Origin of the sequence: Micromonospora sp. TSRI0369 (genome assembly GCF_001905625.1) — a bacterium.
Lineage (GTDB): Bacteria > Actinomycetota > Actinomycetes > Mycobacteriales > Micromonosporaceae > Micromonospora > Micromonospora echinospora_A.
In genome coordinates, this window is record NZ_LIVU01000011.1 from 1 (window position 1) to 23,200 (window position 23,200).

General features: G+C 72.7%; 24 protein-coding genes. 13 read left to right on the top strand and 11 right to left on the bottom strand.

Going from position 1 to position 23,200, the window contains the following annotated elements:
• Nucleotides 1-167: 167 nt before the first annotated feature.
• From AMK25_RS26945 to AMK25_RS26970, 6 genes are all read right to left on the bottom strand, one after another.
• Complete coding sequence (locus tag AMK25_RS26945) at nucleotides 168-773, bottom strand: hypothetical protein (protein ID WP_073831190.1); 606 nt, start codon at nucleotides 771-773, stop codon at nucleotides 168-170.
• Between the two features lie 52 nt (nucleotides 774-825).
• Entirely contained in the window at nucleotides 826-1,128 is a 303-nt protein-coding gene (locus AMK25_RS26950; protein WP_030503145.1) for an ArsR/SmtB family transcription factor, read from the bottom strand.
• 43 nt (nucleotides 1,129-1,171) lie between these two features.
• Nucleotides 1,172-2,047 (bottom strand): metal ABC transporter permease, encoded by an 876-nt coding sequence (locus AMK25_RS26955; protein ID WP_073831191.1) that lies wholly within the window; start codon nucleotides 2,045-2,047, stop codon nucleotides 1,172-1,174.
• Between the two features lies 1 nt (nucleotide 2,048).
• Nucleotides 2,049-2,813 carry a metal ABC transporter ATP-binding protein gene (locus AMK25_RS26960; RefSeq protein WP_073831192.1) on the bottom strand — a complete coding sequence of 255 codons (765 nt, stop codon included), beginning with the start codon at nucleotides 2,811-2,813 and terminating at the stop codon, nucleotides 2,049-2,051.
• The gene (locus AMK25_RS26965; RefSeq protein WP_073831193.1) at nucleotides 2,810-3,757 is read right to left on the bottom strand and encodes a metal ABC transporter substrate-binding protein; all 948 of its coding nucleotides are present in this window, start codon (nucleotides 3,755-3,757) and stop codon (nucleotides 2,810-2,812) included. Before AMK25_RS26965 ends, AMK25_RS26960 begins: the two co-directional genes overlap by 4 nt.
• Before the next feature lie 87 nt (nucleotides 3,758-3,844).
• On the bottom strand, nucleotides 3,845-4,108 hold the full coding sequence (locus tag AMK25_RS26970; protein ID WP_073831194.1) for a DUF6703 family protein: 264 nt from the start codon (nucleotides 4,106-4,108) through the stop codon (nucleotides 3,845-3,847).
• 27 nt (nucleotides 4,109-4,135) lie between these two features.
• Here AMK25_RS26970 and AMK25_RS26975 point away from each other — a divergent pair, with 27 nt between their 5' ends.
• From AMK25_RS26975 to AMK25_RS26985, 3 genes are all read left to right on the top strand, one after another.
• Nucleotides 4,136-4,477, top strand: a complete 342-nt coding sequence (locus tag AMK25_RS26975) for an antibiotic biosynthesis monooxygenase family protein (RefSeq protein ID WP_073831195.1) — start codon at nucleotides 4,136-4,138, stop codon at nucleotides 4,475-4,477.
• 25 nt (nucleotides 4,478-4,502) lie between these two features.
• A complete protein-coding gene (locus AMK25_RS26980; protein WP_225980419.1) occupies nucleotides 4,503-5,045 on the top strand; it encodes an Rv0361 family membrane protein in 543 nt (180 codons plus the stop codon).
• Between the two features lie 113 nt (nucleotides 5,046-5,158).
• Nucleotides 5,159-6,538, top strand: coding sequence for a glycine--tRNA ligase (locus AMK25_RS26985; protein ID WP_013475540.1), 1,380 nt, complete (start codon nucleotides 5,159-5,161; stop codon nucleotides 6,536-6,538).
• A gap of 65 nt (nucleotides 6,539-6,603) precedes the next feature.
• Here AMK25_RS26985 and AMK25_RS26990 read toward each other — a convergent pair whose 3' ends face one another.
• Nucleotides 6,604-7,566 carry a type IV toxin-antitoxin system AbiEi family antitoxin domain-containing protein gene (locus tag AMK25_RS26990; RefSeq protein WP_073831197.1) on the bottom strand — a complete coding sequence of 321 codons (963 nt, stop codon included), beginning with the start codon at nucleotides 7,564-7,566 and terminating at the stop codon, nucleotides 6,604-6,606.
• A gap of 178 nt (nucleotides 7,567-7,744) precedes the next feature.
• Between AMK25_RS26990 and dusB the strand changes: the two genes are divergently transcribed.
• Nucleotides 7,745-8,908: a tRNA dihydrouridine synthase DusB gene (dusB, locus tag AMK25_RS26995; RefSeq protein WP_073831198.1), complete on the top strand. Its 1,164-nt coding sequence runs from the start codon at nucleotides 7,745-7,747 to the stop codon at nucleotides 8,906-8,908.
• 64 nt (nucleotides 8,909-8,972) lie between these two features.
• Here dusB and AMK25_RS27000 read toward each other — a convergent pair whose 3' ends face one another.
• Both AMK25_RS27000 and AMK25_RS27005 read right to left on the bottom strand, forming a co-directional pair.
• Nucleotides 8,973-9,626 carry a C39 family peptidase gene (locus AMK25_RS27000; protein WP_073831199.1) on the bottom strand — a complete coding sequence of 218 codons (654 nt, stop codon included), beginning with the start codon at nucleotides 9,624-9,626 and terminating at the stop codon, nucleotides 8,973-8,975.
• A gap of 736 nt (nucleotides 9,627-10,362) precedes the next feature.
• Nucleotides 10,363-12,249, bottom strand: a complete 1,887-nt coding sequence (locus AMK25_RS27005) for a beta-N-acetylhexosaminidase (protein ID WP_241826504.1) — start codon at nucleotides 12,247-12,249, stop codon at nucleotides 10,363-10,365.
• Nucleotides 12,250-12,559: 310 nt separating this feature from the next.
• Between AMK25_RS27005 and ppdK the strand changes: the two genes are divergently transcribed.
• From ppdK to AMK25_RS27050, 9 genes are all read left to right on the top strand, one after another.
• Nucleotides 12,560-15,268, top strand: a complete 2,709-nt coding sequence (gene ppdK, locus AMK25_RS27010; RefSeq protein WP_073831200.1) for a pyruvate, phosphate dikinase — start codon at nucleotides 12,560-12,562, stop codon at nucleotides 15,266-15,268.
• 117 nt (nucleotides 15,269-15,385) lie between these two features.
• The gene (locus tag AMK25_RS27015) at nucleotides 15,386-15,739 is read left to right on the top strand and encodes a VOC family protein (protein ID WP_073831201.1); all 354 of its coding nucleotides are present in this window, start codon (nucleotides 15,386-15,388) and stop codon (nucleotides 15,737-15,739) included.
• Nucleotides 15,740-15,788: 49 nt separating this feature from the next.
• A complete protein-coding gene (locus tag AMK25_RS27020; protein ID WP_073831202.1) occupies nucleotides 15,789-17,015 on the top strand; it encodes a deoxyguanosinetriphosphate triphosphohydrolase in 1,227 nt (408 codons plus the stop codon).
• 49 nt (nucleotides 17,016-17,064) lie between these two features.
• Nucleotides 17,065-17,901, top strand: coding sequence for a siderophore-interacting protein (locus AMK25_RS27025; protein WP_073831203.1), 837 nt, complete (start codon nucleotides 17,065-17,067; stop codon nucleotides 17,899-17,901).
• 72 nt (nucleotides 17,902-17,973) lie between these two features.
• On the top strand, nucleotides 17,974-18,948 hold the full coding sequence (locus tag AMK25_RS27030; protein WP_073831204.1) for an ABC transporter ATP-binding protein: 975 nt from the start codon (nucleotides 17,974-17,976) through the stop codon (nucleotides 18,946-18,948).
• Nucleotides 18,945-19,796 (top strand): ABC transporter permease, encoded by an 852-nt coding sequence (locus tag AMK25_RS27035; protein WP_073831205.1) that lies wholly within the window; start codon nucleotides 18,945-18,947, stop codon nucleotides 19,794-19,796. Before AMK25_RS27030 ends, AMK25_RS27035 begins: the two co-directional genes overlap by 4 nt.
• Before the next feature lie 10 nt (nucleotides 19,797-19,806).
• Nucleotides 19,807-20,052, top strand: coding sequence for a helix-turn-helix transcriptional regulator (locus AMK25_RS27040; RefSeq protein ID WP_013287928.1), 246 nt, complete (start codon nucleotides 19,807-19,809; stop codon nucleotides 20,050-20,052).
• A gap of 71 nt (nucleotides 20,053-20,123) precedes the next feature.
• Nucleotides 20,124-22,019 carry a DNA primase gene (gene dnaG / locus AMK25_RS27045; protein ID WP_073831206.1) on the top strand — a complete coding sequence of 632 codons (1,896 nt, stop codon included), beginning with the start codon at nucleotides 20,124-20,126 and terminating at the stop codon, nucleotides 22,017-22,019.
• Entirely contained in the window at nucleotides 22,019-22,561 is a 543-nt protein-coding gene (locus tag AMK25_RS27050) for a hypothetical protein (protein WP_073831207.1), read from the top strand. Before dnaG ends, AMK25_RS27050 begins: the two co-directional genes overlap by 1 nt.
• 3 nt (nucleotides 22,562-22,564) lie before the next feature.
• Here AMK25_RS27050 and AMK25_RS27055 read toward each other — a convergent pair whose 3' ends face one another.
• Nucleotides 22,565-22,939, bottom strand: a complete 375-nt coding sequence (locus tag AMK25_RS27055) for a type II toxin-antitoxin system VapC family toxin (RefSeq protein WP_073831208.1) — start codon at nucleotides 22,937-22,939, stop codon at nucleotides 22,565-22,567.
• The gene (locus tag AMK25_RS27060) at nucleotides 22,936-23,190 is read right to left on the bottom strand and encodes a type II toxin-antitoxin system Phd/YefM family antitoxin (RefSeq protein ID WP_043329066.1); all 255 of its coding nucleotides are present in this window, start codon (nucleotides 23,188-23,190) and stop codon (nucleotides 22,936-22,938) included. The genes AMK25_RS27055 and AMK25_RS27060 overlap by 4 nt, the downstream gene beginning before the upstream one ends.
• Nucleotides 23,191-23,200 lie beyond the last annotated feature (10 nt).

The window sequence follows — 23,200 nt, forward strand, 5'->3', positions numbered from 1 at the left end:
CACAAGACCCATAAATATGACTCAGAGGCATAACGCCGAGAAGTGCATCATCTTCCGGGAGCCGGGAGCCGGGAGCCGGGAGCCGGGAGCCGGGAGCCGGGAGCCGGGAGCCGGGAGCCGGGAGCCGGGAGCCGGGAGCCGGGAGCCGGGAGCCGGGAGCCGGTCCGTCAGCGGCCGCCGCGCAGCCCCAGGCCGCGCAGCTCCAGCGCGGCGAGCGCGTCGACAGTCTCGTCGTCGCCGCGCCGCCACGCCTCGGCGACGTCCGGCGCGATCCGGGTCAGCTTCGACAGCGGCTGGCCGGCCAGCGCGCGCAGCGCCAGCAGGTCCCGGCCGGCCGGCACGCCGGCCAGGGCCTTCGCCGCGCCGGCCCGGCGCATCCAGCGCACCCGCAGCGGCAGCCAGCCGAACAGCACCAGGCCGAGCGGGAACACCAGCACCGCGATGGTCAGCCCGAGCGCCAACTGCCCGACCAGCTCCTGCTGGTCGCGGCCGGCCTCGGCGACAGCGCGGGCGGCGTCGGCGGCCCGGGTGAACGGCGCGGTCAGCTCGTCGCCGACGATCGGCACCCGGCCGACCTTGCCGCCGGCGTCGGCCAGGTTGTCGGCGAGGCCACCGCCGGCCCCCTCCAGCTTCTGCCCGGGTACGGCGAGCTTCTCGACCACGTCGTGCAGCCACAGCGCGAAGCGGATCGCCGCGTACACCCAGGCGACCACGAGCAGGTCGGTGAGGAACTGGCGGACGGCGGTGGGAAAACGGTCGGCGTAAATCTTCACGCCGGACAGCCTGCCACGACGCGGGCGCCCCGGCACGAGACAGTTTCGCGCCTCAGGACGGCCCTTCACCGGCGTGGCTGACCGCGTCCGCCACGATGTGCGCGACGTGGTCGTCCACCAGGGCGTACGCGATCTCCCGGCCGCGCCGCGACCCGCGTACCACCCCGGCGCCGCGCAGCACGCGCAGGTGCTGGGAGACCAGCGGCTGCGGCGCGCCGAGCTTCTCGACCAGTTCGTGCACGCAGCGCTCGCCCTCGGCCAGTTCGCTCACGATCGCGAGCCGGATCGGGGCCGAGAGCGCGCGCAGCAGGTCACCCGCACCCTCGAAGGCGTCGTACCCGTTCGTGCCGGTCACCCTGTAACGGTAACCAATCCCAGCTGCGTCAGCCGGTAGGGCCTCATCCGAGCAGCACCTCGTGCTCGGCGGGCTCGGCCGGCGGCGCGATCCGGTCGTTCCCGGTCCGGCGCCGCACCGCCCGCACCCCGGCCGCGCCGAGCGCGACCAGCAGGAACGAGCCGATCGCCACCAGCACCACCGACGCGCCGGGCGCGGTGTCCGCGGTGGCCGCGACCCAGACCCCGGCGCCGGCGGCGAACAGCCCCAGCGCCATGGCCGCCGCCATGGTGGACCGGAAGCCCCGGGTCACCTGCTGCGCGGCGGCCACCGGCACCACCATCAGCGCGCTGATCAGCAGCACGCCGACCGCCCGCATGGCGATCGTCACAGTGATCGCGGTGCCGACCGCGATGATCAGGTTCAGCGCGCGTACCGGCAGGCCGGAGACGCGCGCGTACTCCTCGTCGTGACAGACCGCGAACAGCGCCGGACGCAGCACCAGCATGGTCACCAGCAGCGCCGCGCCGAGCACGCCGATGGTGACCAGGTCACCCTGCGAGGTGGTGGTCAGCGACCCGAACAGGTACGCGTTGAGCGCCCCGCTGCTGGCGTCGGAGAGCCCGACCAGCACCACGCCACCGGCGATGCCGCCGTAGAACAGCAGCGCCAGCGCCAGGTCGCCGGAGGTGCGCCCGTACGCCCGGACCAGCTCGATGACGATCGCGCCGAGCGTCGCGGCGATCACCGCGACCAGCACGGGGGAGCGGTTGAGCAGCAGGCCCGCGCCGACGCCGGTGAGCGCCACGTGCCCGATCCCGTCGCCGATCAGCGCCAGCCGCCGCTGCACCAGGTAGATGCCGAGCGCGGGCGCGGCCAGCCCGATGATCAGCGCGCCGACCAGGGCGCGGAGCATGAAGTCGTACTGGAAGAGGTCCATCTCAGATGCCTGTCCAGAGCCGGGCGGGCTCCTCGTCGCAGTGCGGGTGCACGTGCTCGTGGTCGGGGTCGGCGTGGTGGCCGGCGGGTTCCGGCACCGCGCCGTCATGGGCGATGCCGCCCTGGTGCACCACCACGGCCCGGCTGATCAGCGGGCGCAGCGGGCCCAGCTCGTGGGCGACGAGCAGCACCGTGCCGCCGCCGTCGCGGAACGAGCGCAGCGCCCCGGCGAACGCCTCCTGGCTGGCCGCGTCCACCCCGGCGGTCGGCTCGTCGAGCACCAGCAGCTCCGGCCCGCCGGCCAGCGCGCGGGCGATCAGGGTGCGCTGCTGCTGGCCGCCGGAGAGCGTGGACACCGGGTCACCGGCCCGGTCGGCGAGCCCGACCGCGTCCAGCGCCGCCGCCACCGCCTCCCGGTCCGCCCGTCCGGCGGGCCGCAGCACGCCGCGGCGGGCCAGCCGCCCGGACGCCACCACCTCGCGCACGGTGGCGGGCACCCCGCTGCCCGCGCCGAGCCGCTGCGGCACGTACCCGATGCGGTGCCACTGCCGGAAGCGGCGCTGCGGCGTGCCGAACAGGGCGACCGACCCGGCGCCGACCGGCACCAGGCCGAGCGCGGCGCGCACGAGCGTCGACTTGCCGGAGCCGTTGGCGCCGAGCACGGCGACCACCTCGCCGACGGTCACTGTCAGCGAGACGTCGCGCAGCACCGGGCGGCCGTCGTAGCCGACTGTGGCGTGCGCGATCTCGATCACGGGTGAGGTCATGAACAGTCCAGGGCGGTTCGCAGGGTCTGCAGGTTGGCGCGCATCGCGGAGAGGTAGTCGCGGTCGGCGGGCGGGCCCTCCAGCGGGTCCAGCACCGCCGTCTTCGCGCCCACCTCGCGCGCGATCGTCTCGGCGACCTTCGGGTTGACCAGCGTCTCGAAGAAGATCGTGCCGGCCTGGTGCTCGCGGGCCTCCTCGGCGACCTCGGCGAGGCGCTGCGGGGACGGCTCGGACTCCGGGGTGAGCCCGCTGATGCCGATCTGCTCCAGCTGGTAGCGCTCGGTGAGGTAGCCGAACGCGGCGTGGCTGGTCACGATCTCCCGGCGCGCGCAGGTGCGCAGGCCGTCGGTGAACTCGGTGTCCAGCTTCGTCAGCTCGGCGCGCAGCGCGCCGGCGCGGGCGGTGTAGTCGGCGGCGTGCTCCGGGTCGGCCTTGCCGAGGCGCTCGGCGAGCTTGTCGCCGATGGTGGCCAGCCGGGTCGGGTCGAGCCAGACGTGCGGGTCCTTGCCGCCGCCCTCCCCGGAGTGCCCGGCCTCGCCCTCGTGGTCGTGGTCGTGACCACCGGCGGCGGCGTCGCGCAGCGGCGTGACGCCCGCCACGTCGAACGCGCGGTCGCCGCCGTTCTGCTCCACCGCCTCGTCCACCGCCGGCTGGAAGCCGCTGAGGTAGACGACCACGTCGGCGTCGACGACCTGGCCGACCTGCCGCGGGTTGAGTTCCAGGTCGTGCGGCTCCGCGCCGGGCTTGGTCAGGTTGCTGACCGTGACAGTGTCGCCGCCGATCCGCTCGGACAGGAACTGCAGCGGGTAGAACGCGGCCACCACGCCGACCTTGCCCGGCTCGCTCGCGGCGCCCGTGCCGTCCGCGCAGGCGGTCAGGCCGGCGGCGGCGAGCAGGGCGGTGGCTGCGGCGGTCAGGATACGGCGAGGTGCGCGAACGGTCATGGGCTCAACTGTCCGCGACAACGAAAACTATTGTCAAAAACGCATGATTGCATGTCAGCGCAGGTCAGCTCGGCTCTGCTCCCGCACTCAGCCGACCATGAGCTTCGCCAGCGCCACCGTGATCAACAGGGTGAGCATCACCAGCCGGAGAATCCGGGTCGCCGGGGCCTGCACCGGCCAGGTGACCGACATCAGCCAGACCAGGCCGCCGGCCAGCGCCAGCAGCAGGACGCCGCCCGCCGGGCCGGGCGCGAAGAGGCCGACCAGCATCAGGGCCAGTACGGCGAGGAACACCGCCGTCGGGTTGAGTCGTGCCAACCGGGACAGCACGGGACTCTGCGTACGCTGCATGCCACAAACTCTACGAGGAGGAACGCCGTGCTGGTCACCAACCGGTTCGTGGTGGAAGCCGAAACGGTGGACGAGTTCACCCGGGAGGCGCACGCCGCGCTGGCCGCGCTGGCCGCCCGCCCCGGCTACCTGCGCGGTGAGCTGCTCCGCGCGCTCGACGATCCGGACCACTGGCTCCTGGCCACCGAGTGGGAGTCGGTCGGGGCGTACCGGCGGGCGCTCGGCGGGTTCGACGTCAAGGTCACCGCGGTGCCGCTGCTCGCCCGATCGGTGGACGAGCCGTCGGCGTACGAGACGCTCGCCGGCGCCGCCCCCGAGGGGGAGATCGTCGTCGTCGCCAGCGATCGGGCCGCAGGTCCTTACCGGTGAGTGCCGGGGCACTACCCTGGCGCGTATGACCGCTCCCGGACCGGCCGCGCCACCCCCGTCGTCAGTGCCGCCCGCGCCGCCGGCGGACCCGGGGACACCCGCGCCGCCGCAGGGGCCCGGCGCCGCGCCGCCGTTCGCCGCCCCGCCCACCGAGGGCGGGCGGACCCGGCTCTGGCTCGGCCTCGGCGCTGGCGCGCTGGCCGTGCTGATCTGCTGCGGCGGGGGCGGCGCGGCGGTGGTCGGCCTGGCGGTGAGCAACGCCCAGGCGATCGGCGAGCAGGGCCGGGCCGTCACCAGCGACTACTACCAGGCGCTCGTGGCCCGGGAGTGGTCCAAGGCGTACGACACGCTCTGCGCCGACCTCCGCCGACGCGAGCCCCGGCGGGAGTTCGAGCGGCGGGTGGCCACCGAGCCGCAGATCTCCGGCTACCGGGTCGGCGAGGTCGACATCACCACGCTCACCGTGCCGGTGGACGTCACGCTGGCCGGCGGCCGGCGGGAGGCGCAGACCGTGACGCTGGCCCCGGACCAGCAGACGGGCGGCGTGGAGGTCTGCGGGGTGAGCTGACCGGCCCCCGGTATTCTGCTGGGCCCGGGGCGAACGCGGTCGTACCGTTGTCCCGAACAGCCCGGTTCCATCCATCTCAACCGCGCCGACCGCCAGCCGGCGTAGGAGGAAACATGCCAGCCGACCGTATCGACGCCGTCACCAGCCTCGCCAAGCGCCGGGGCTTCGTCTTTCCCTCCAGCGAGATCTACGGGGGCACCCGGTCGGCCTGGGACTACGGTCCGCTCGGCGTCGAGCTGAAGGAGAACGTCCGCCGGCAGTGGTGGCGCACCATGGTGCAGCAGCGTGACGACGTCGTCGGCCTCGACTCGGCGGTCATCCTGGCCCGCAAGGTGTGGGAGGCCAGCGGCCACATCGCCGAGTTCGTCGACCCGCTCACCGAGTGCCAGTCCTGCCACAAGCGGTTCCGGGCCGACCACCTGGAAGAGGCGTACGAGGCCAAGCACGGCAAGCCGCTGACCTCGCTGACGGAGCTGAACTGCCCCAACTGCGGCAACAAGGGCACCTTCACCGAGCCGAAGATGTTCAACGGCCTGATGAAGACCTACCTGGGCCCGGTGGAGAGCGACGAGGGCATGCACTACCTGCGCCCGGAGACCGCCCAGGGCATCTTCGTCAACTACAAGAACGTCGAGACGGTCGCCCGCAAGAAGCCGCCGTTCGGCATCGCGCAGACCGGCAAGTCGTTCCGCAACGAGATCACCCCGGGCAACTTCATCTTCCGGACCCGCGAGTTCGAGCAGATGGAGATGGAGTTCTTCGTCGAGCCCGGCACCGACGAGCAGTGGCACGAGTACTGGCTCTCCGAGCGCTGGAACTGGTACCTCGACCTCGGCCTGTCCGAGGAGAACCTGCGCTTCTACGAGCACCCCAAGGAGAAGCTCTCCCACTACTCGAAGCGCACCGTCGACATCGAGTACCGGTTCCGGTTCGGCGGCAGCGAGTTCGCCGAGCTGGAGGGCATCGCCAACCGCACCGACTTCGACCTGTCCACGCACAGCAAGCACTCCGGCGTCGACCTGTCGTACTTCGACCAGGGCAAGGGCGAGCGCTGGATGCCGTACGTGATCGAGCCGGCCGCCGGTCTCACCCGCGCGGTGCTGGCGTTCCTGCTCGAGGCGTACGACGAGGACGAGGCGCCGAACACCAAGGGCGGCGTGGACAAGCGCACGGTCATGCGCTTCGACCCGCGGCTCGCCCCGGTCAAGGTCGCGGTGCTGCCGCTGTCGCGCAACGAGGCGCTGTCGCCGAAGGCCAAGCAGCTCGCCACCGACCTGCGCAAGCGCTGGGTGGTCGAGTTCGACGACTCGCAGGCGATCGGCCGCCGCTACCGCCGGCAGGACGAGATCGGCACGCCGTTCTGCGTCACGGTCGACTTCGACACGCTCGACGACAACGCGGTGACGGTCCGGAACCGGGACACCATGGCCCAGGAACGCGTCTCGCTGGACCAGGTCGAGCGCTACCTGATCGAGCGCCTCCCCGGCTGCTGAGCTGATGTAAGGAAGGGCCCCTTCTTAACGCCTCGCGTAGAGAAGGGGCCCCTTCTTAACACCCGTCACCCGGGGGAGATCGGCTCCGCCCGTACACCGGTCCGGGTGCCCACGCCGCGCCGGGCCGCGTACGCGTCCTCCACCGTGCGCCGCACGCGGCCCGGCTCCCGGCGGATCTGCGCCGGCGTGAAGTGCAGGACGAGCACCCCGTGCCGGCTCAGCTCGTTGTGCCGGTCCAGCGTCCGCGCCCAGTCGGCCGGGCCGAGGTGGTACTCCCGCGAGTCGACCTCCAGCGCCACCGCGCACTCGGCGAGGTAGCCGTCCGGCGTCGGCAGCCGGGCGCCGTCGGCCGCCGACAGCCGCGGATTCCACAGGATCTCGGTGAGCACGCGGCTGCTGCCCAGGCACTCCCGCAGCTCCGTCTCCGGGGCCGAGCGGACCCCGTCGGTGATCTCCGCGAACGCCTTCCGGATCAGAGCGGTGCGGCTGCGCCGGGCCCGCCGGATCTCCGCGTCCAGGCTGTCCAGGTCGGTGAAGCCGCGCTGCACGGCCTCGGCCACCGTCGCCCGTACCGGCCGCAGGTGGCGCAGGTCGCGGGCGGCGTCCACCACCGCCCGCGCCGGCGAGCACACCGGATAAAGCGCGGTCCGCCGGGCCCGCGGATCAAGCTCCAGGGCCCGCGCGATCACCGCGTGACCGGCCGAGCGGCGTCGCACGTGGTGCGGCAGGATCAGGTGTACGTCAGCGGTGCGCGGGCTGTGCCGGAAGCCGTACCAGATGAGGGCGGCCAGGCCGGTGAGCTGCGCGTCGGCGCCTGCGTAGAGCGCCGCCGAGATGCGTCGCTGCTCGTCGGTGAGGGTGCCGCTGACGAGCGCGTACGTCGCCGGCAGCACGCGCTGCCACAGGCCGCGCCGGGTCTGCCGGTACAGGTACATGTCGTCGAATCCGACGCCGAGAAGCTGCGTCCGCGTGACGATCTGCTGCTGGCGTTCCGCCAGGTCGCTGAGTTCGGGTGGCTGTTCAGGCATGCGCGGCAGCCTGCGCGTTCGACCGCTTCTCTTCCGGCCCGCGCGCCCGCCCTGTGGACACCGGGCCCTGGTGTGGAGAACCGTCTCGTGGCGGGCCGGCTGTGATATGGGTCCTGTTAAGAAGGGGCCCCTGCACTACCGGAGACGTTAAGAAGGGGCCCTTCCTTACACTTGGGCGGTGACTGCCCCGACGCTGCCCGCGCTGACCATCGGCCCGCACCAGGTGTGGCCGCCGGTGGTGCTCGCGCCGATGGCCGGGATCACCAACGTCGGCTTCCGCCGGCTCTGCCGCGAGCAGGGCGGCGGCATCTACGTCTGCGAGATGATCACCACCCGGGCGCTCGTCGAGCGGAACCCGAAGACGCTCCGCATGATCGCCTTCGGCGCCGAGGAGCAGCCCCGCAGCCTCCAGCTCTACGGCACCGATCCGGAGATCACCGCCGCCGCCGTGCGGATCGTGGTCGAGCGCGACCTGGCCGACCACATCGACCTGAACTTCGGCTGCCCGGTGCCCAAGGTCACCCGCCGTGGCGGCGGCTCGGCCCTGCCGTGGCGCCGCCGGCTCTTCGCCCGGCTGGTCAAGGCCGCTGTCGACGCCGCGTCACCCGCCGGGGTGCCGGTCACCGTCAAGATGCGCAAGGGCATCGACGACGACCACCTGACGTACGTCGAGGCGGGCCTCGCCGCGCAGGACGCGGGCGTCGCGGCGGTCGCCCTGCACGGGCGTACGGCCGCGCAGCGCTACTCCGGCACCGCCGACTGGGACGCGATCGCCACGCTCAAGGCGGCCCTCGACGTGCCGGTGCTCGGCAACGGCGACATCTGGGAGGCCGACGACGCGCTGCGGATGGTCGCGCACACCGGCGTCGACGGCGTGGTGATCGGGCGCGGCTGCCTGGGCCGGCCGTGGCTCTTCGCCGACCTGGAGGCCGCGTTCAACGGCAGCCCGCAACGGCGGCTGCCCTCGCTCGGCGAGGTGGCGGTGACCATGCGCCGGCACGCCGAGCTGCTGGTGGAGCAGTTCGTGGCCGGCGCCCGCAACCCGGCCCGGGGCGAGCGGGACGGCTGCACCGACTTCCGCAAGCACGTCGCCTGGTACCTCAAGGGCTTCCCGATCGGCAGCGAGCTGCGCCGCTCGCTCGCCATGATCGAGAGCCTGGCACAGCTCGACGACCTGCTCGGCAAGCTCGACCCGGCCGTACCGTTCCCGGTGGAGAACCTGGGCCAGCCGCGCGGCCGCACCAACTCCCCGGGCAAGGTGTTCCTGCCCGACGGGTGGCTGGCCAGCCGCGACGACGACACCCCGCCGGACGGCGCCGAGTTGGACGACTCCGGCGGCTGACCCCTGACACGCCGAAGGGCCCGACCCCGCGGTGGGGGTCGGGCCCTTCGGCATGGTCGTTCGGTCAGGAGCTGTAGCCGCGGCTGGCGATCCAGCGGGCGAGCTCGTCGACGTCCATCCGGTAGGAGGCCTGGGTCGGGTTGGCCGAGTCGGCGATCGTCACGATCTTCCCGCCGTCGCGGTAGCCCACCACGCTGATGTAGTGGCCGCCTTCGAAGGAGTGGGTGTTGCCGTCGGTGTCGGTGGCGGTGCCGGCGATGTTGGCCACCACGGCGCGGCCGTCGTCGACGGTCTTGACCACGTCGGCGCGCAGCTTGTCGACCTTGTCGCGGTCGCGGGCCTTGTCCACAGGGATCTCGGTGGACTTGTAGACGTCCTTGCCGGTCTCCTTGTTCAGGATCGGGGTGATGTCGTTGATGGAGTTGGTGCCGGCCTCGGTGGTGCCCATCTCCTCGGCCATGGCGTGCACGTCGATGTTCTTGCCCTGCACGCTCAGCGCGTTACGGGCGGCGGCGGGGCCGCAGAAGTAGAAGTTGGGCTGCGCTTCGTAGCGCACGTCCAGCTCCCGCTCGCCGTGCTTGCGGTCGGTGGTGACCTGGGCGGCGGCGCGCTCGGCCGGGGTGGCCTGGGCGGCGATGGCGGGGCCGGCGATGCCACCAGCGGTGGCGACGACACCGGCAGCGGTCAGAACGGTCTTGCGCAGCAGAGTGGTAGCCATGATCAGTTGCCTCTCTGTCGGGGGTACGCGGCGATGGGGGATGCCGCGGAAGTCGAAGGGGCCCGGTGTGTGCTTCGGGCCGGTGGCCTGCACGGGCGACCAGGGGGTGGCCTGCTCCGGCGGCTCGGGGATGTAACGACCGGGGGCCCGGGGTCATTCCCGGCGGGCGTCGCCCGGTCTGGCGGCCCGCTCGACAGGCGCTGTCGGCCTGCTCGGCGGCCCGGGGATATAACGACCGGCGTACCGACCTGATTCCCTGCCCGCTGGGGGCGGGGCGGGGTGGTCGGCGGGGGTGCGGCGCGGTCTGCCATGTACAACGCCCCGCACCCGGCCCCGATTCCAGCCCAGCCGTGGCGCCCACCACCCCGAATCCAGACAATCCACCCAACGCCCGCTCGGTCAGCGTTGATCAAGGAGTTTGTGTCCGACGGAGCGCCCAGAACGGACGCAAACTCCTTGATCGCCGGGGTGGGGTGCCTGTGTGGGCGTGGGGTAGCCGCGCCCCGAGGCTGCGGTGATCAAGGAGTTTGTGTCAGTCGAACGCCCCGAACAGCCACAAACCCTTGGTCAACACGTGCTTGGCTGTCCCGCCCGACATGATCAACTCCAGCTCGCCGAAGTGGTGGTGTCGCGGAGCCTCCGATGCCGCCACTTCGCCGAGATTGTGTTGATCAAGGGTGATTTTCGGTGATCATGAAGTTGGCGGCGTTTTGTGTCCGGTTTGTCGCCGTCAACTTCATGATCGGCGCGGGCTGTCCTCCGGGTGGGGTCGGGGGGTGGGGATGGACGAGGGGGTGGAGGGCCAGGGGATGTCGGGGGCGGTGTGGAAGGTGATGCCGGCGGTGGTCCAGCGCGGGCCGTGGCCGGCGAGCCGCATGCGGAACCGGGACCAGTCGTGCGTGGCGCGCGGTGACCAGCCCAGCTCCGCGACGGCGGGCAGGCGGGGAAAGAGCATGTACTCGACCTCGGCCCGCGTACTCACCGACTCGGTCCACAGCGGCGCCTCCACGCCCAGCACGGCCTCGGCCGGTACGCCCCGCACGTGGGTGCCCGGATCCCACTCGTACGCCCGGCGCACGTCGATGAGGCCCGCCCAGTCGTGCCCGATCGGAGTGTCCGGCGCGTACTTCATGTCCAGGTACGCGTGGTTGGCGGGGGAGAGGATCAGCCGGGCGCCCCGGCGTACCGCGTCGGCCGTCTCCGGGTCGTCGCCGTTCGTGCCCCACCACTGCAGGACGCGCCCGTCGACGTGCCCGGCCGGGGCGAGCTGGTGCCAGCCGACCACCGTCTTGCCGGTGGCCTGCACCAGCCGCTGCGCCCGCTCCACGAAGGCGCGGTAGCTCTCGGCCGGCACCTTGAACGCCTCGTCGCCGCCGAGGTGCAGCCACGGCCCCGGCGTCAGCGCGGCCATCTCGCCGACCACGTCGGCGACGAAGGCGTACGTCTGCTCGTCGGCGGGGTCGACGTAGCTGAACCCGACCTCGGTGCCGGTGTACGGCGGGGGCGCGACCTTGCCGGGCGCCAGTTCGGGATACGCGACGAGCGCCGCGTTGGTGTGGCCGGGCAGGTCGATCTCGGGCACCACAGTGACGTGGCGGCGGGCGGCGTACGTGACGATGCGCCGGTAGTCGTCCCCGGAGTACCAGCCGCCGGGGCCGCCGTCGACAGCCGTCGCGCCGCCGACCTCGGCGAGCCGGGGCCAGGAGTCGACGGCGATCCGCCAGCCCTGGTCGTCGGTGAGGTGCAGGTGCAGGTGGTTGAGCTTGTAGCGGGCCAGGTGGTCGACCACCCGCAGCACGTCCTCGACGGCGAAGAAGTGCCGCGCCACGTCGAGCATGGCGCCCCGGTAGGGGAAGCGCGGACGGTCGACGATAGTGCCGCCGGGCACGGTCCAGCGCGCGGCGACCGGCGTACGGTTCTCGACCGCCGCCGGCAGGAGCTGCCGCAGCGTCTGCGCACCGTGGAACAAGCCGGCCGAGGTGGCGGCGGTGATCCGGACGCCGGTGGCGGCCACGTCGAGGCGGTAGCCCTCGTCCCCGAGCCCGTCGCCGACCGACCCGCCGGAGCCGTCGTCGGTCGCCCGGGTCCCGGGAGCAGCGTCCGGTGCGGACGGCGACAGCGTGAGCGTCAGCGGGCCGTCCTCGCCGGCGGGGGCGTCGGCGACCGGCAGCGGGAAGCCGGTGGCCGGGCGCAGCCAGGTGGCGAGCTGCTCGGCCACGTCCCGCCCGGCGGGGCTGACCCGCAGTGCCGCGTCCGCGCTCAGCGTGAAGTCGCCCGCGGGGTCCGGGAACACCTGCTCGGGCGCGGGCACCACGTCGTCGAGCCGGACCGGCGCCGGCCCGGCCAGCGCCTCGGCGGCCCGGCCCGCGGCGACACGCGCCAGCTCGGCGGCGGCCGTCGGCACGCCGGGCAGCACCTCACCCGCGGCACCGGGCACGCCTTCGCTCGCCGCCGCGTCGGCGGACCGCACCGCACCGGCGGGCGCTGCCACGTCGGCCGCCGCCGCACCAGCCGAGGGCGCCGCGCCGGTGGACGGCGGGGCCTGGTCGTGGGTGGACGTGCTGGTGGGGCGGGTGTCGGTCGGCTCCGGCCCGGTCTCCGGGGCGGCGGGTGTGGTCGGCACGGCGACGGCTCCGAGGGGTGTATTCGCGCGGGATATGGCAAAGGTGAGGATCCGCGAGACGCAGTGAGTCAAGAGTACGAGAGGAACGGTAATTGCGTGATCGTGCTCGTGGAAGCGTTCCCAACAACCCGTACGAACGCGCATAGTGGCGACCGTTGTGCCGAAAGTCACCGAACGCTCCCAGGTTTCACGAAACTGGCCTAGCCTTCGGCCCACCGACGCTGACGAGCCGGGATTACCGGTGGTCACTCCCGGGGTATGTCCGAACTAAACCTTCGTTAAGTGTCAATGGCGCGCGTTGGAGGCTCTGGTGGAAGCGCAGGAATCGGGCGAGCACAAGTACGTGTACGACTTCGCCGAGGGCAACAAGGAGCTGAAGGATCTGCTCGGCGGCAAGGGGGCCAACCTGGCCGAGATGACCAACCTCGGCCTGCCGGTTCCGCCCGGCTTCACGATCACCACCGAGGCGTGCAAGGCGTACCTGACGACCGGGCGTGAGCCCGACGGCCTGGCCGGGCAGATCGAGGCGCACCTGGAGTCCCTGGAGCGCGAGATGGGCCGCCGCCTCGGCGAGCCGGACGACCCGCTGCTGGTCTCGGTACGCTCCGGCGCCAAGTTCTCCATGCCCGGCATGATGGAGACCGTCCTCAACGTGGGCCTCAACGACCGCAGCGTGATCGGCCTGAGCGCCCAGGCCGGGGGGAACGACAGGTTCGCCTGGGACTCCTACCGCCGGCTGATCCAGATGTTCGGCAAGACCGTCTGCGAGGTGCCGGGCGAGGAGTTCGAGCACGCGCTGGACGAGATCAAGAGCGCCAAGGGTACGCACAACGACCTCGACCTGGACGCCGACGACCTGCGCGGGCTGGTCGACGCGTACAAGAAGATCTTCGCCAAGCACACCGGCCGCGAGTTCCCGCAGGAGCCGCGCGAGCAGCTCGACCTCGCCATCCGCGCGGTCTTCGACTCGTGGAACGCGGAGCGGGCGGTGCTCTACCGCCGGCAGGAGCGCATCCCGGCCGACCTGGGCACCGCCGTCAACGTGGTGGCCATGGTCTTCGGCAACCTCGGTCCCGACTCGGGTACCGGCGTCGCGTTCACCCGCGACCCGGGCAGCGGCGCGCAGGGCATCTACGGCGACTACCTGGCGAACGCCCAGGGCGAGGACGTGGTGGCCGGCATCCGCAACACAGTGCCGTTGCAGGAGCTGGAGCAGCTCGACAAGACCTCCTACGACCAGCTGCTCGGCATCATGGCCCGGCTGGAGGAGCACTACAAGGACCTCTGCGACATCGAGTTCACCATCGAGCGCGGCAAGCTCTGGATGCTCCAGACCCGGGTCGGCAAGCGCACCGCCGCAGCCGCGTTCGTCATCGCCGGGCAGCTCGTCGACGAGGGCCTGATCGACCTGGACGAGGCGCTGCACCGGGTCAACGGCGCCCAGCTCGCGCAGCTCATGTTCCCGCGCTTCCAGCTCGACCACGAGTTCGAGCCGGTCGCCAAGGGCATCGGCGCCTCCCCGGGCGCCGCGTCCGGCAAGGTCGTCTTCACCTCGGCCCGCGCGGTCGAGCTGGCCGCCGAGGGCGAGGCGGTGATCCTGGTCCGCCGGGAGACCAACCCGGACGACCTCAACGGCATGATCGCCGCCCAGGGCATCCTCACCTCCCGGGGCGGCAAGACCAGCCACGCCGCGGTGGTGGCCCGCGGCATGGGCAAGACCTGCGTCTCCGGCGCGGACGAGCTGGAGGTCAACGTACCGGCGAAGAAGTTCACTGTGGGCGGGCACGTGGTGAACGAGGGCGACGTGGTCTCGATCGACGGCACCACCGGCAAGGTGTACCTCGGTGAGGTGCCGGTCATGCCGTCGGAGGTGGTGCAGTACTTCGAGGGCGAACTCGACCCGGAGACCATCGACGACGCGCTGGTCCGCGCCGTACACCGGATCATGACGCACGCCGACGCGGCGCGGCGGCTGCGGGTGCGCACGAACGCCGACACCGGCGCGGACGCGGCCCGGGCGCGGCGTTTCGGCGCCGAGGGCATCGGCCTGTGCCGCACCGAGCACATGTTCCTCGGCGACCGTCGCGAGCTGGTCGAGCGGCTCATCCTGGCCTCCGGCGAGCGGGAGCGGGAGGACGCGCTCGCCGCGCTGCTGCCGCTGCAGCGGGCCGACTTCATCGAGATCTTCCGGGAGATGGACGGCCTGCCGGTCACCGTGCGGCTGATCGACCCGCCGCTGCACGAGTTCCTGCCCCCGCTGGAGCAGCTCGCGGTGAACGTCGCGGTGGCCCAGGAGCGCGGCGAGGACGTCGCGAAGGAGGAGGCGCTGCTCGCCGCCGTCCGGCGGATGCACGAGGAGAACCCGATGCTGGGCCTGCGCGGCGTCCGGCTCGGCCTGGTCATCCCGGGCCTGTTCGCCATGCAGGTCCGCGCGATCGCCGAGGCCGCCGTGGCCGTCGTCCGCGACGGCGGCACGGCCTGCCCGGAGATCATGGTGCCGCTCGTCGGGGCCGTGCAGGAGCTGGAGACGGTACGCGCCGAGGCCGAGCGGATCATCGCCGAGGTGGTCGGGGACAGCGGCGTCGAGGTGCTGATCGGCACGATGATCGAGGTGCCCCGGGCGGCGCTGACCGCCGGGCAGATCGCCGAGGCGGCGGAGTTCTTCTCCTTCGGCACCAACGACCTGACCCAGATGGGCTGGGGCTTCTCCCGCGATGACGTGGAGGGCGCGTTCTTCTGGCGCTACCTGGAGCTGGGCATCTTCGGCATCTCGCCGTTCGAGTCGATCGACACCGACGGCGTCGGCCGGCTGATCCGCATCGCCGCCGAGGAGGGCCGGGCGGCCCGCCCCGGCCTGAAGCTCGGCGTCTGCGGCGAGCACGGCGGTGACCCGGACTCGGTGCACTTCTTCCACTCCGTCGGGCTGGACTACGTCTCCTGCTCGCCGTTCCGGGTGCCGGTGGCGCGCCTGGAGGCCGGACGGGCCGCGATCACCACCGCCGGCTCCGACTCCCGCTGACGCCGACGCGGGGCCGCCGGTGTCCATCGACGGCCCCGCGTACCGCCCGGCGCGCCTTTCCGGCCACCTCGGCGTAACCTGAGCTTCCGCCGCGTGTCGATCAGGAGGGGTGTCCACATGACCGCCGTCTGGGAGAACCTGGTAGTCGACGCCCGGGACCCGTCCCGGCTCGCCAGTTGGTGGGCGGAGGCGCTCGGTTATCAGGTGATCACCGACAAGCCGGACGAGGTGGAGATCCGCCGCACCCCCGACACGCTGCCCGGTCTCGTCTTCGTCCCGGTCGCCGGGGCGAAGGAGGGGAAGAACCGGCTGCACATCGACCTGCGCCCGGCCGACATGGAGGCCGAGGTCGAGCGCCTGGTCGACATGGGCGCGCGGCACGTCGACATCGGCCAGGGAGACGTGGAGTGGACGGTGCTCGCCGACCCGGAGGGCAACGAGTTCTGCGTTCTCCGGGAGCGCGAGGAGTGAGGCGGTCTTGCGAGCCCCGCAGTCGCGACCACCTGCCAGTCCGGCAGAGGTGAGCGACGCGGCGCGGCTGGTCGACGAGGCGCCGAAGGACACCGGGTACGGCCGGTCGCCGTTCGAGCGGGACCGCGCCCGGGTGCTGCACTCGGCGGCGTTCCGGCGGCTCGCCGCGAAGACGCAGGTGCACACCGCCGGCACGAACGACTTCCTGCGTACCCGGCTGACCCACTCGCTGGAGGTCGCGCAGATCGCCCGCGAGATGGGCGCCCGGCTCGGCTGCGACCCCGACGTGGTGGACACCGCCGGGCTGGCCCACGACCTGGGTCACCCGCCGTTCGGGCACAACGGCGAGTACGCGCTGGACGAGCTGGCCGCCGCCGGCGGCGGGTTCGAGGGCAACGCGCAGACGCTGCGGGTGCTCACCCGGCTGGAGGCCAAGGTGCTCACCCCGGACGGGCGCTCGGCCGGGCTGAACCTGACCCGGGCCGCGCTGGACGCGGTGAGCAAGTACCCGTGGCCGCGCCGCCCCGGCGAGCGCAAGTTCGGCGTGTACGCCGACGACCGCCCGGTCTTCGACTGGCTGCGCGAGGGCGCCCCGCCCGGCTCGCGGCGCTGCCTGGAGGCCCAGGTGATGGACTGGGCCGACGACGTGGCGTACTCGGTGCACGACGTCGAGGACGGCATCCACGGCGGGTACGTGGACCTGCGCCCGCTGCTGGCCGACCCGGACGAGCGGCGGGCGCTCTGTGCCGACGTGGCCGCCACCTACTCCGGTGAGGCGCCGGAGGACCTGGGCGAGGTGCTGGCCGAGTTGCTCGCCGATCCGGTGCTCGCGCCGCTGGCCGCGTACGACGGCAGCCACCGGGCCCTCGCCGCGCTGAAGGCCACCACGAGCGTGCTCACCGGTCGGTTCGTCTCCAGCGTGGTGGCCGCCACGCAGCAGCGCCACGGTCCCGGCCCGCACCGCCGGTACGCCGCCGACCTGGTGGTGCCGCGCCGGATCCGGGCGCAGTGCGCGCTGCTCAAGGGCATCGCCCTGCGGTACGTGATGCGCCGCCCCGGTGCCGAGGGCCGGTACGCGCGGCAGCGCGACGTCCTCGCCGGGCTGGTGACGGCGCTGCTGGACCGGGCGCCCGACGTGCTCGACCCGGTGTTCGCGCCGCTGTGGCGGGACGCGGCGGACGACGCCGCGCGGCTGCGCGTGGTGATCGACCAGGTCGCCTCGCTCACCGATCCGGCCGCGCTGGCCTGGCACGCCCGCCTGGTGTCGCCGGGCTGACCGCACCGCCCCGGGACCGGATCCGTGAACTTAGGCTAGCCTAAGCAGCATGACGGACCGCCCGAAGAAGCTCACCGCCGCCACGGTCGTCCGGACCACGCGGCCCACCCCACACCTGATCCGCCTGGTCCTGGGCGGCGCCGAGCTGGCCGGGCTGCCGGTGGGCGCGTACACCGACCACTACGTGAAGTTCGTCTTCCCGCCGGCCGGGGTGACCTACCCGTACCCGGTCGACCTGGCCACGATCAAGCGGGAGTTCCCGGCGGAGCAGTGGCCGCGGCTGCGCGCGTACACGGTGCGGGCCTGGGACGCCGCGGCCGGTGAGATGACCGTGGACGTGGTGCACCACGGCGACGAGGGGCTGGCCGGGCCGTGGGCGGCGGCGCTGCGTCCCGGCGACCGGGTGTTGTTCACCGGGCCGGGCGGCGCGTACGCGCCGGACCCGGCGGCCGACTGGCACCTGCTGGCCGGTGACGAGAGCGCGCTGCCGGCCATCGCCGCCGCCCTGGAGCGGCTGCCGGCGGGCGCGCGGGCCAAGGTGTACGTCGAGGTGAGCGGCCCGGCCGACGAGCTGCCCCTGGCCGGCGCGGGCGCTGTCGAGGTGCGCTGGCTGCACCGCGACGGCCGCTCGTACGGCGAGCCGCTGGTCGAGGCGGTCCGGGCGCTGGAGTTCCCGCCCGGCCGGGTGCACGCGTTCGTGCACGGCGAGGCCGGCGCGGTCAAGGAACTGCGGCGGCTGCTGCGGGTCGAGCGCGGCGTGCCGCGGGACGACCTGTCCATCTCCGGCTACTGGCGGCAGGGCCTGGACGACGAGGGCTGGCGCTCCACCAAGCCGGCCTGGAACGCCGCCGTCGAGGCCGAGGAGGCCGCCGCCGTCCCGGCCTGACCAGGATCCGCTGACCGTCCCACGGCGAGCGGGTATACCTCGAATTGTAGTAGGGATGCTACATTCCGGGGCATGACTGCGGTCGAACTCCCGGGGGCCGTCGCGTCCCCCCGACCTCCCGACGAGGATCTCGTCCTCGACGTGCGGGATCTGCGCATGCGCTACGGCGCCGTCGACGTGCTGCACGGCGTCGACCTCACCGCCCGGCGGGGCGAGGTGCTGGCGCTGCTCGGGCCCAACGGCGCGGGCAAGACCACCACCATCGAGATCCTCGAAGGCTTCCGGCTGCCCTCGGCCGGCACGGTACGGGTGCTCGGCGTCGACCCGGCCCGCGGCGACGAGCGGTGGCGCGCGCGGCTGGGCGTGGTGCTCCAGTCCTGGCGCGACCACGGCAAGTGGCGGGTGCGGGACCTGCTCGCCCACCTCGGCGACTTCTACGCGCCGTACGCCACCGACCGGATCCCGCGCCCGTGGCCCGTGGACGACCTGCTGGAGACCGTCGGGCTGAGCGCGCACGCCGGCAGCAGGGTGGCCAGGCTCTCCGGTGGCCAGCGCCGACGCCTCGACGTGGCGGTCGGCATCGTCGGCCGGCCGGAACTGCTCTTCCTGGACGAGCCGACTGTCGGCTTCGACCCGGCCGCGCGGCGCGAGTTCCACGAGCTGGTGCACCGCCTGGCCGACCTGGACGAGACCACGATCATGCTGACCACGCACGACCTGGCCGAGGCGGAGAAGCTGGCCGACCGCATCCTCATCCTGGCCGGCGGCCGGATCATCGCCGAGGGCTCACCGGACCAGCTTGCCCGGCGCGTCGCCGGGGACGCCGAGGTCCGTTGGACCCGCGACGGCGAGCGGTACGTGCACGCCACCGCCGACGCCACCGCGTTCCTGCGCGACCTGCTCCGCGAACACGGAGACCGGATACGCGAGCTGGAGGTGCGCCGGGCCAGCCTGGAGGACGCGTACCTGACGCTGGTGCACGAGGAGGAGACCGGCATCCGTACCGGCCGGACCGAGCGGGTGTGGCAGCAGGAGGCGAACCGATGAACCCGACCACCAACGCGCTGCGGGCCGGGCTGCGGCGCGGCGTGATCGAGCTGCGCGCCACGTTCACCAACGGCCAGGATCTCTGGACCTACTTCTTCCCCACAGTGGTGCTGCTGGTCGCCGTGTTCTGGATGCGCGGCTCGACGGTGCCCGGCACGGACTTCTCCCTCGGCGCCCGTACGCTGCCCAGCGCGCTCGGCATGGGCCTGCTCTTCGGCGGTCTGCTCGGGCTGGCCAACCAGCTCGTCATCGACCGGGAGGACGGCACGCTGCTGCGCGCCAAGGCCATCCCGGACGGCATGCTCGGCTATCTGGTCGGCAAGATCGTGCTGGTCTCGGCGGTCGCGCTGATCGGCGTGGTCATCCAGCTCACCCCCGGCCTGTTCTTCCTCGACGGGCTGCGGCTCGGCGACCCCGGCGCCTGGCTCACGCTCGCCTGGGTGGTGCCGCTCGGACTGGTGGCGACGCTGCCGCTGGGCGCGGTGATCGGCTCACTGATCGAGAACCCGCGCAACATGGGCCTGGTGGTGATGCCGATCTTCGGTCTCATCGCCCTGTCCGGCATCTTCTATCCGATCAACGGCCTGCCCGGCTGGCTCCAGGGCGTCGCCCAGGTGTTCCCGCTCTACTGGCTAGGCTTGGGCATGCGCTCGGCGCTGCTCCCGGGCGACCTGGCGGCTGTCGAACTCGGCGGCTCCTGGCGGCACCTGGAGACGGTCGGCGTGCTCGGCGCCTGGGCGGTGCTCGGGCTCGTGCTGGCCCCGGTGGTGCTGCGCCGGATGGCCCGCCGGGAGTCCGGCTCGCGGGTCGCGGCCCGGCGGGAGCGGGCCATGCAGCGGGTCGGATGAGAGGGCGTCGATGAGCGAGACCGTGCACAACCGGATCGCGGTGCTGCGCGCCGAACGGGGCATCTCCCGGCGGCAGCTCGCCGACGCGCTCGGTGTGCACTACCAGACCGTCGGTTACCTGGAGCGTGGCGAGTTCCGGCCCAGCCTGCACCTGGCGCTGCGCATCGCCGCGTACTTCGAGGTGCCGGTCGAGGTGGTCTTCTCCATCGAGCCGTTCCCGCGCATCGGCGACCCCGCCGCCGCCCGCTCGGCCTGAGCCGGCGGGCGGGCGAGGTCGGCCACACGCCCGTCCCCCCGGCCGCCGGAACGTCGGTCCGGCAGGGCAGGATGTACGCCGAGGGGGTGGCGGTCATGGCGGGGCGGATCCGGGACGAGGACATCGCGCTGGTCCGCGAGCGCACCGCCATCGCGGACGTCATCTCCGAGGTGGTGACGCTCAAGTCGGCTGGCGGCGGCAACCTCAAGGGGCTCTGCCCGTTCCACGACGAGAAGAGCCCGTCGTTCAACGTCTCGCCCGCCCGCAACGTGTTCTACTGCTTCGGCTGCGGGGTCGGCGGCGACGCGATCAAGTTCCTGATGGACGCCGAGCACCTCAGCTTCGTCGAGTCGGTGGAGCGGCTGGCCGACCGCGCCGGCATCCAGTTGCGCTACGTCGAGGAAGACCGGTCCACGCCGCGTGCCCGCCCGCAGCAGGGGCAGCGGCAGCGCCTGGTGGCCGCGCACGCCGCCGCCGTCGAGTTCTACCGGGCCCAGCTCACCACCGCCGGCGCCCGCCCGGCCCGCGAGTTCCTCGCCGGGCGCGGCTTCGACCGGGCCGCCGCCGAGCGGTACGGCTGCGGCTTCGCCCCCGACGGGTGGGACCTGCTCACCAAGCACCTGCGCCAGCAGGGCTTCACCCACGACGAGCTGGTCACCGGCGGCCTGTCCCGCCCGGCCCGCTCCGGTTCGCTGATCGACCGGTTCCGCCGCCGCCTGATGTGGCCGATCCGGGACATCACCGGTGATGTGATCGGCTTCGGCGCCCGCAAGCTCTTCGACGACGACGACGGCCCGAAATACCTGAACACCCCCGAGACGCCGATCTACAAGAAGTCGCACGTCCTCTACGGCATCGACCAGGCCAAGCGGGAGATCGCCAAGCAGGGCAAGGTGGTGGTGGTCGAGGGCTACACCGACGTGATGGCCTGTCACCTCGCCGACGTGCCGACAGCGGTGGCGACCTGCGGCACGGCGTTCGGCGGCGACCACATCTCGGTGCTGCGCCGGGTGCTGTTCGACAGCGACGAGCGGGCCGGCGAGATCATCTTCACCTTCGACGGTGACGCCGCCGGTCAGAAGGCCGCGCTGCGTGCGTTCGAGGACGACCAGCGCTTCGTCGGGCGTACGTTCATCGCGGTCAGCCCCGACAACATGGACCCGTGCGAGCTGCGCCTGGCCAAGGGCGACCTGGCCGTGCGCGACCTGGTGGCCCGCCGTGAACCGCTCGTCGACTTCGCCCTCCGGCACGTGATCAGCCGGTTCGACCTGGACACCGTCGACGGCCGGGTCGAGGCCATGCGCCGCGCCGCGCCTCTCGTAGCGAAGATCAAGGACCGGGAGAAGCGCCCGGAGTACGTGCGCAAACTCGCCGGTGACCTCGGCATGGAGATCGAGCCCGTGCAGCGCGCGGTGCTCGGCGCGGCGAACGGGCAACCGGCACCCGGTACGCCTGCCGCGTCCGCGCGCCCCGGCCGGAATGCGCCCAGTGTGGACAGCCCTCGGTCCATGGTGGAGCGGGAGGCGTTGAAGCTGGCGTTGCAGGAGCCGGTGCTGGCCGGTCCGATGTTCGACGCGGTCGAGGTGACCGACTACCAGCACCCGGTGCACGTCTCGGTACGCGCCGCAGTGGCCGCGGCGGGCGGCGCGTCCGCCGCCACCGGCGGTGCGGTCTGGATCGAGCGGGTCCGCGACGCCTGCGACGACCTGGCCGGGCAGGCGCTCATCGGTGAGCTGGCGGTGGAGCCGCTGCGCATCGACGGCGAGCCGGACCCGAGGTACGTCTCGATCACCATGGCGCGGCTCCAGTGGAGTTCGGTCACCGGCCGCATCCGTGACCTCAAGTCGAAGATCCAGCGGGTCAACCCGGTGAGCAACAAGGACGAGTACTTCGCCCTGTTCGGGGAACTGCTCTCGCTGGAACAGCACGCACGGGCACTGCGCGAGCAGGCCGCCGGAGGATTGTGATGGGACTGTTCAACCGCCGGCCGAAACTCCCGTCGGCCGACCGGCCGCCGCTGGCCGCCGACGAGCGGGTGCTCGCCTGGGCCGCCGCCGGCACCGGCGAGGGCGGCAACGACGGCGTGCTGGTCGCCAGCAACCGCGGGCTCTGGCTGCCCGGCCGGGTGGACCGCCTCGGCTGGCACGACATCCTCAAGGCGGTCTGGTCCGGCCGGGAACTGACAGTCACCCCGGCCGAGCCGGTCGCCGAGCGCGACGGATACCTGGTGGTGGCGGACAGCCACCCCGAGACGTACCTGCTCGTCGACCCGGGTGACCTGCCGCACCAGGTCCGGGACCGGGTCACCGGCTCGGTGGCGTACACCTCGCACCACGAGATGCCCGGCGGCTCCGGCCGGATCGCGGCCCGGCGGGTGCCCGGGGTCGACGGCCTGACCTGGACGGTCCGCTACGACCCGGGGACGCCCGCGGACGACGAGGACGTGGCCGCCGAGACCGCCCGGCTGGTAGCGGCGGCGCGGGCCGCCACCACGCCCGCCGACGTCTGAGGTCTACACCTTGAGGACGTCGACCTCGTAGAGCGGGATGGAGGCGTCGCGGGTGGCCAGGGTCAGGTTCTCCGTGACCGCCTGCGCCACCAGCATGCGGTCGAACGGATCACGGTGATGCGGCGGCAGGCGGCCTGCGGTGATGGCGTGGTCGTGGGTCACCGGGAGTTCACGGAACCCCATGTCCCGCACCCGTTCCGCGAGGTCGGGAGGACCGGAGAGCTTTCCCGCCTGCTGCTTGATGGTGATCTCCCAGAGGCTGACCGGGGAGAGGAAGACATCGGGGTCGTGGCGTAGCCGGTCGAGGAACTCGACGCCGAGGGTGGCGTCGCCGGTGATGGCCCAGAGCGCGACGTGGGTGTCCAGCAGCAGGGTCATGCGCCGATCCCGAAGTCGGCGGCGATCTCGGCGTTGGTCTGAGGCGAGTCCCAGTCACCCGAGAGGTCCACCTGCCCCGCGAGGGAGCCGATCGCCGTGCGGTCGGTCCGGCGCACCAGCGGTACGACCTTCGCCACGGGGGTGCCCGCCCGGTCGATGATGATCTCTTCGCCGCGTTCCACCCGCTCGATGATGCGCGACAGATGAGTCTTGGCATCATGCATGTTGTAGTGCACAGCCTCGGCCGACATGGCGCAACCT

Bases quoted from the DNA above. Each gene is read 5' to 3' on its own strand.
- AMK25_RS26955 (WP_073831191.1), bottom strand. From the start codon at position 2,047: ATGGACCTCTTCCAGTACGACTTCATGCTCCGCGCCCTGGTCGGCGCG.
- AMK25_RS26960 (WP_073831192.1), bottom strand. From the start codon at position 2,813: ATGACCTCACCCGTGATCGAGATCGCGCACGCCACAGTCGGCTACGAC.
- AMK25_RS26965 (WP_073831193.1), bottom strand. From the start codon at position 3,757: ATGACCGTTCGCGCACCTCGCCGTATCCTGACCGCCGCAGCCACCGCC.
- AMK25_RS26970 (WP_073831194.1), bottom strand. From the start codon at position 4,108: ATGCAGCGTACGCAGAGTCCCGTGCTGTCCCGGTTGGCACGACTCAAC.
- AMK25_RS26980 (WP_225980419.1), top strand. From the start codon at position 4,503: ATGACCGCTCCCGGACCGGCCGCGCCACCCCCGTCGTCAGTGCCGCCC.
- AMK25_RS26985 (WP_013475540.1), top strand. From the start codon at position 5,159: ATGCCAGCCGACCGTATCGACGCCGTCACCAGCCTCGCCAAGCGCCGG.
- AMK25_RS26990 (WP_073831197.1), bottom strand. From the start codon at position 7,566: ATGCCTGAACAGCCACCCGAACTCAGCGACCTGGCGGAACGCCAGCAG.
- AMK25_RS27000 (WP_073831199.1), bottom strand. From the start codon at position 9,626: ATGGCTACCACTCTGCTGCGCAAGACCGTTCTGACCGCTGCCGGTGTC.
- AMK25_RS27015 (WP_073831201.1), top strand. From the start codon at position 15,386: ATGACCGCCGTCTGGGAGAACCTGGTAGTCGACGCCCGGGACCCGTCC.
- AMK25_RS27025 (WP_073831203.1), top strand. From the start codon at position 17,065: ATGACGGACCGCCCGAAGAAGCTCACCGCCGCCACGGTCGTCCGGACC.
- AMK25_RS27030 (WP_073831204.1), top strand. From the start codon at position 17,974: ATGACTGCGGTCGAACTCCCGGGGGCCGTCGCGTCCCCCCGACCTCCC.
- AMK25_RS27035 (WP_073831205.1), top strand. From the start codon at position 18,945: ATGAACCCGACCACCAACGCGCTGCGGGCCGGGCTGCGGCGCGGCGTG.
- AMK25_RS27040 (WP_013287928.1), top strand. From the start codon at position 19,807: ATGAGCGAGACCGTGCACAACCGGATCGCGGTGCTGCGCGCCGAACGG.
- dnaG (WP_073831206.1), top strand. From the start codon at position 20,124: ATGTACGCCGAGGGGGTGGCGGTCATGGCGGGGCGGATCCGGGACGAG.
- AMK25_RS27050 (WP_073831207.1), top strand. From the start codon at position 22,019: ATGGGACTGTTCAACCGCCGGCCGAAACTCCCGTCGGCCGACCGGCCG.
- AMK25_RS27055 (WP_073831208.1), bottom strand. From the start codon at position 22,939: ATGACCCTGCTGCTGGACACCCACGTCGCGCTCTGGGCCATCACCGGC.
- AMK25_RS27060 (WP_043329066.1), bottom strand. From the start codon at position 23,190: ATGTCGGCCGAGGCTGTGCACTACAACATGCATGATGCCAAGACTCAT.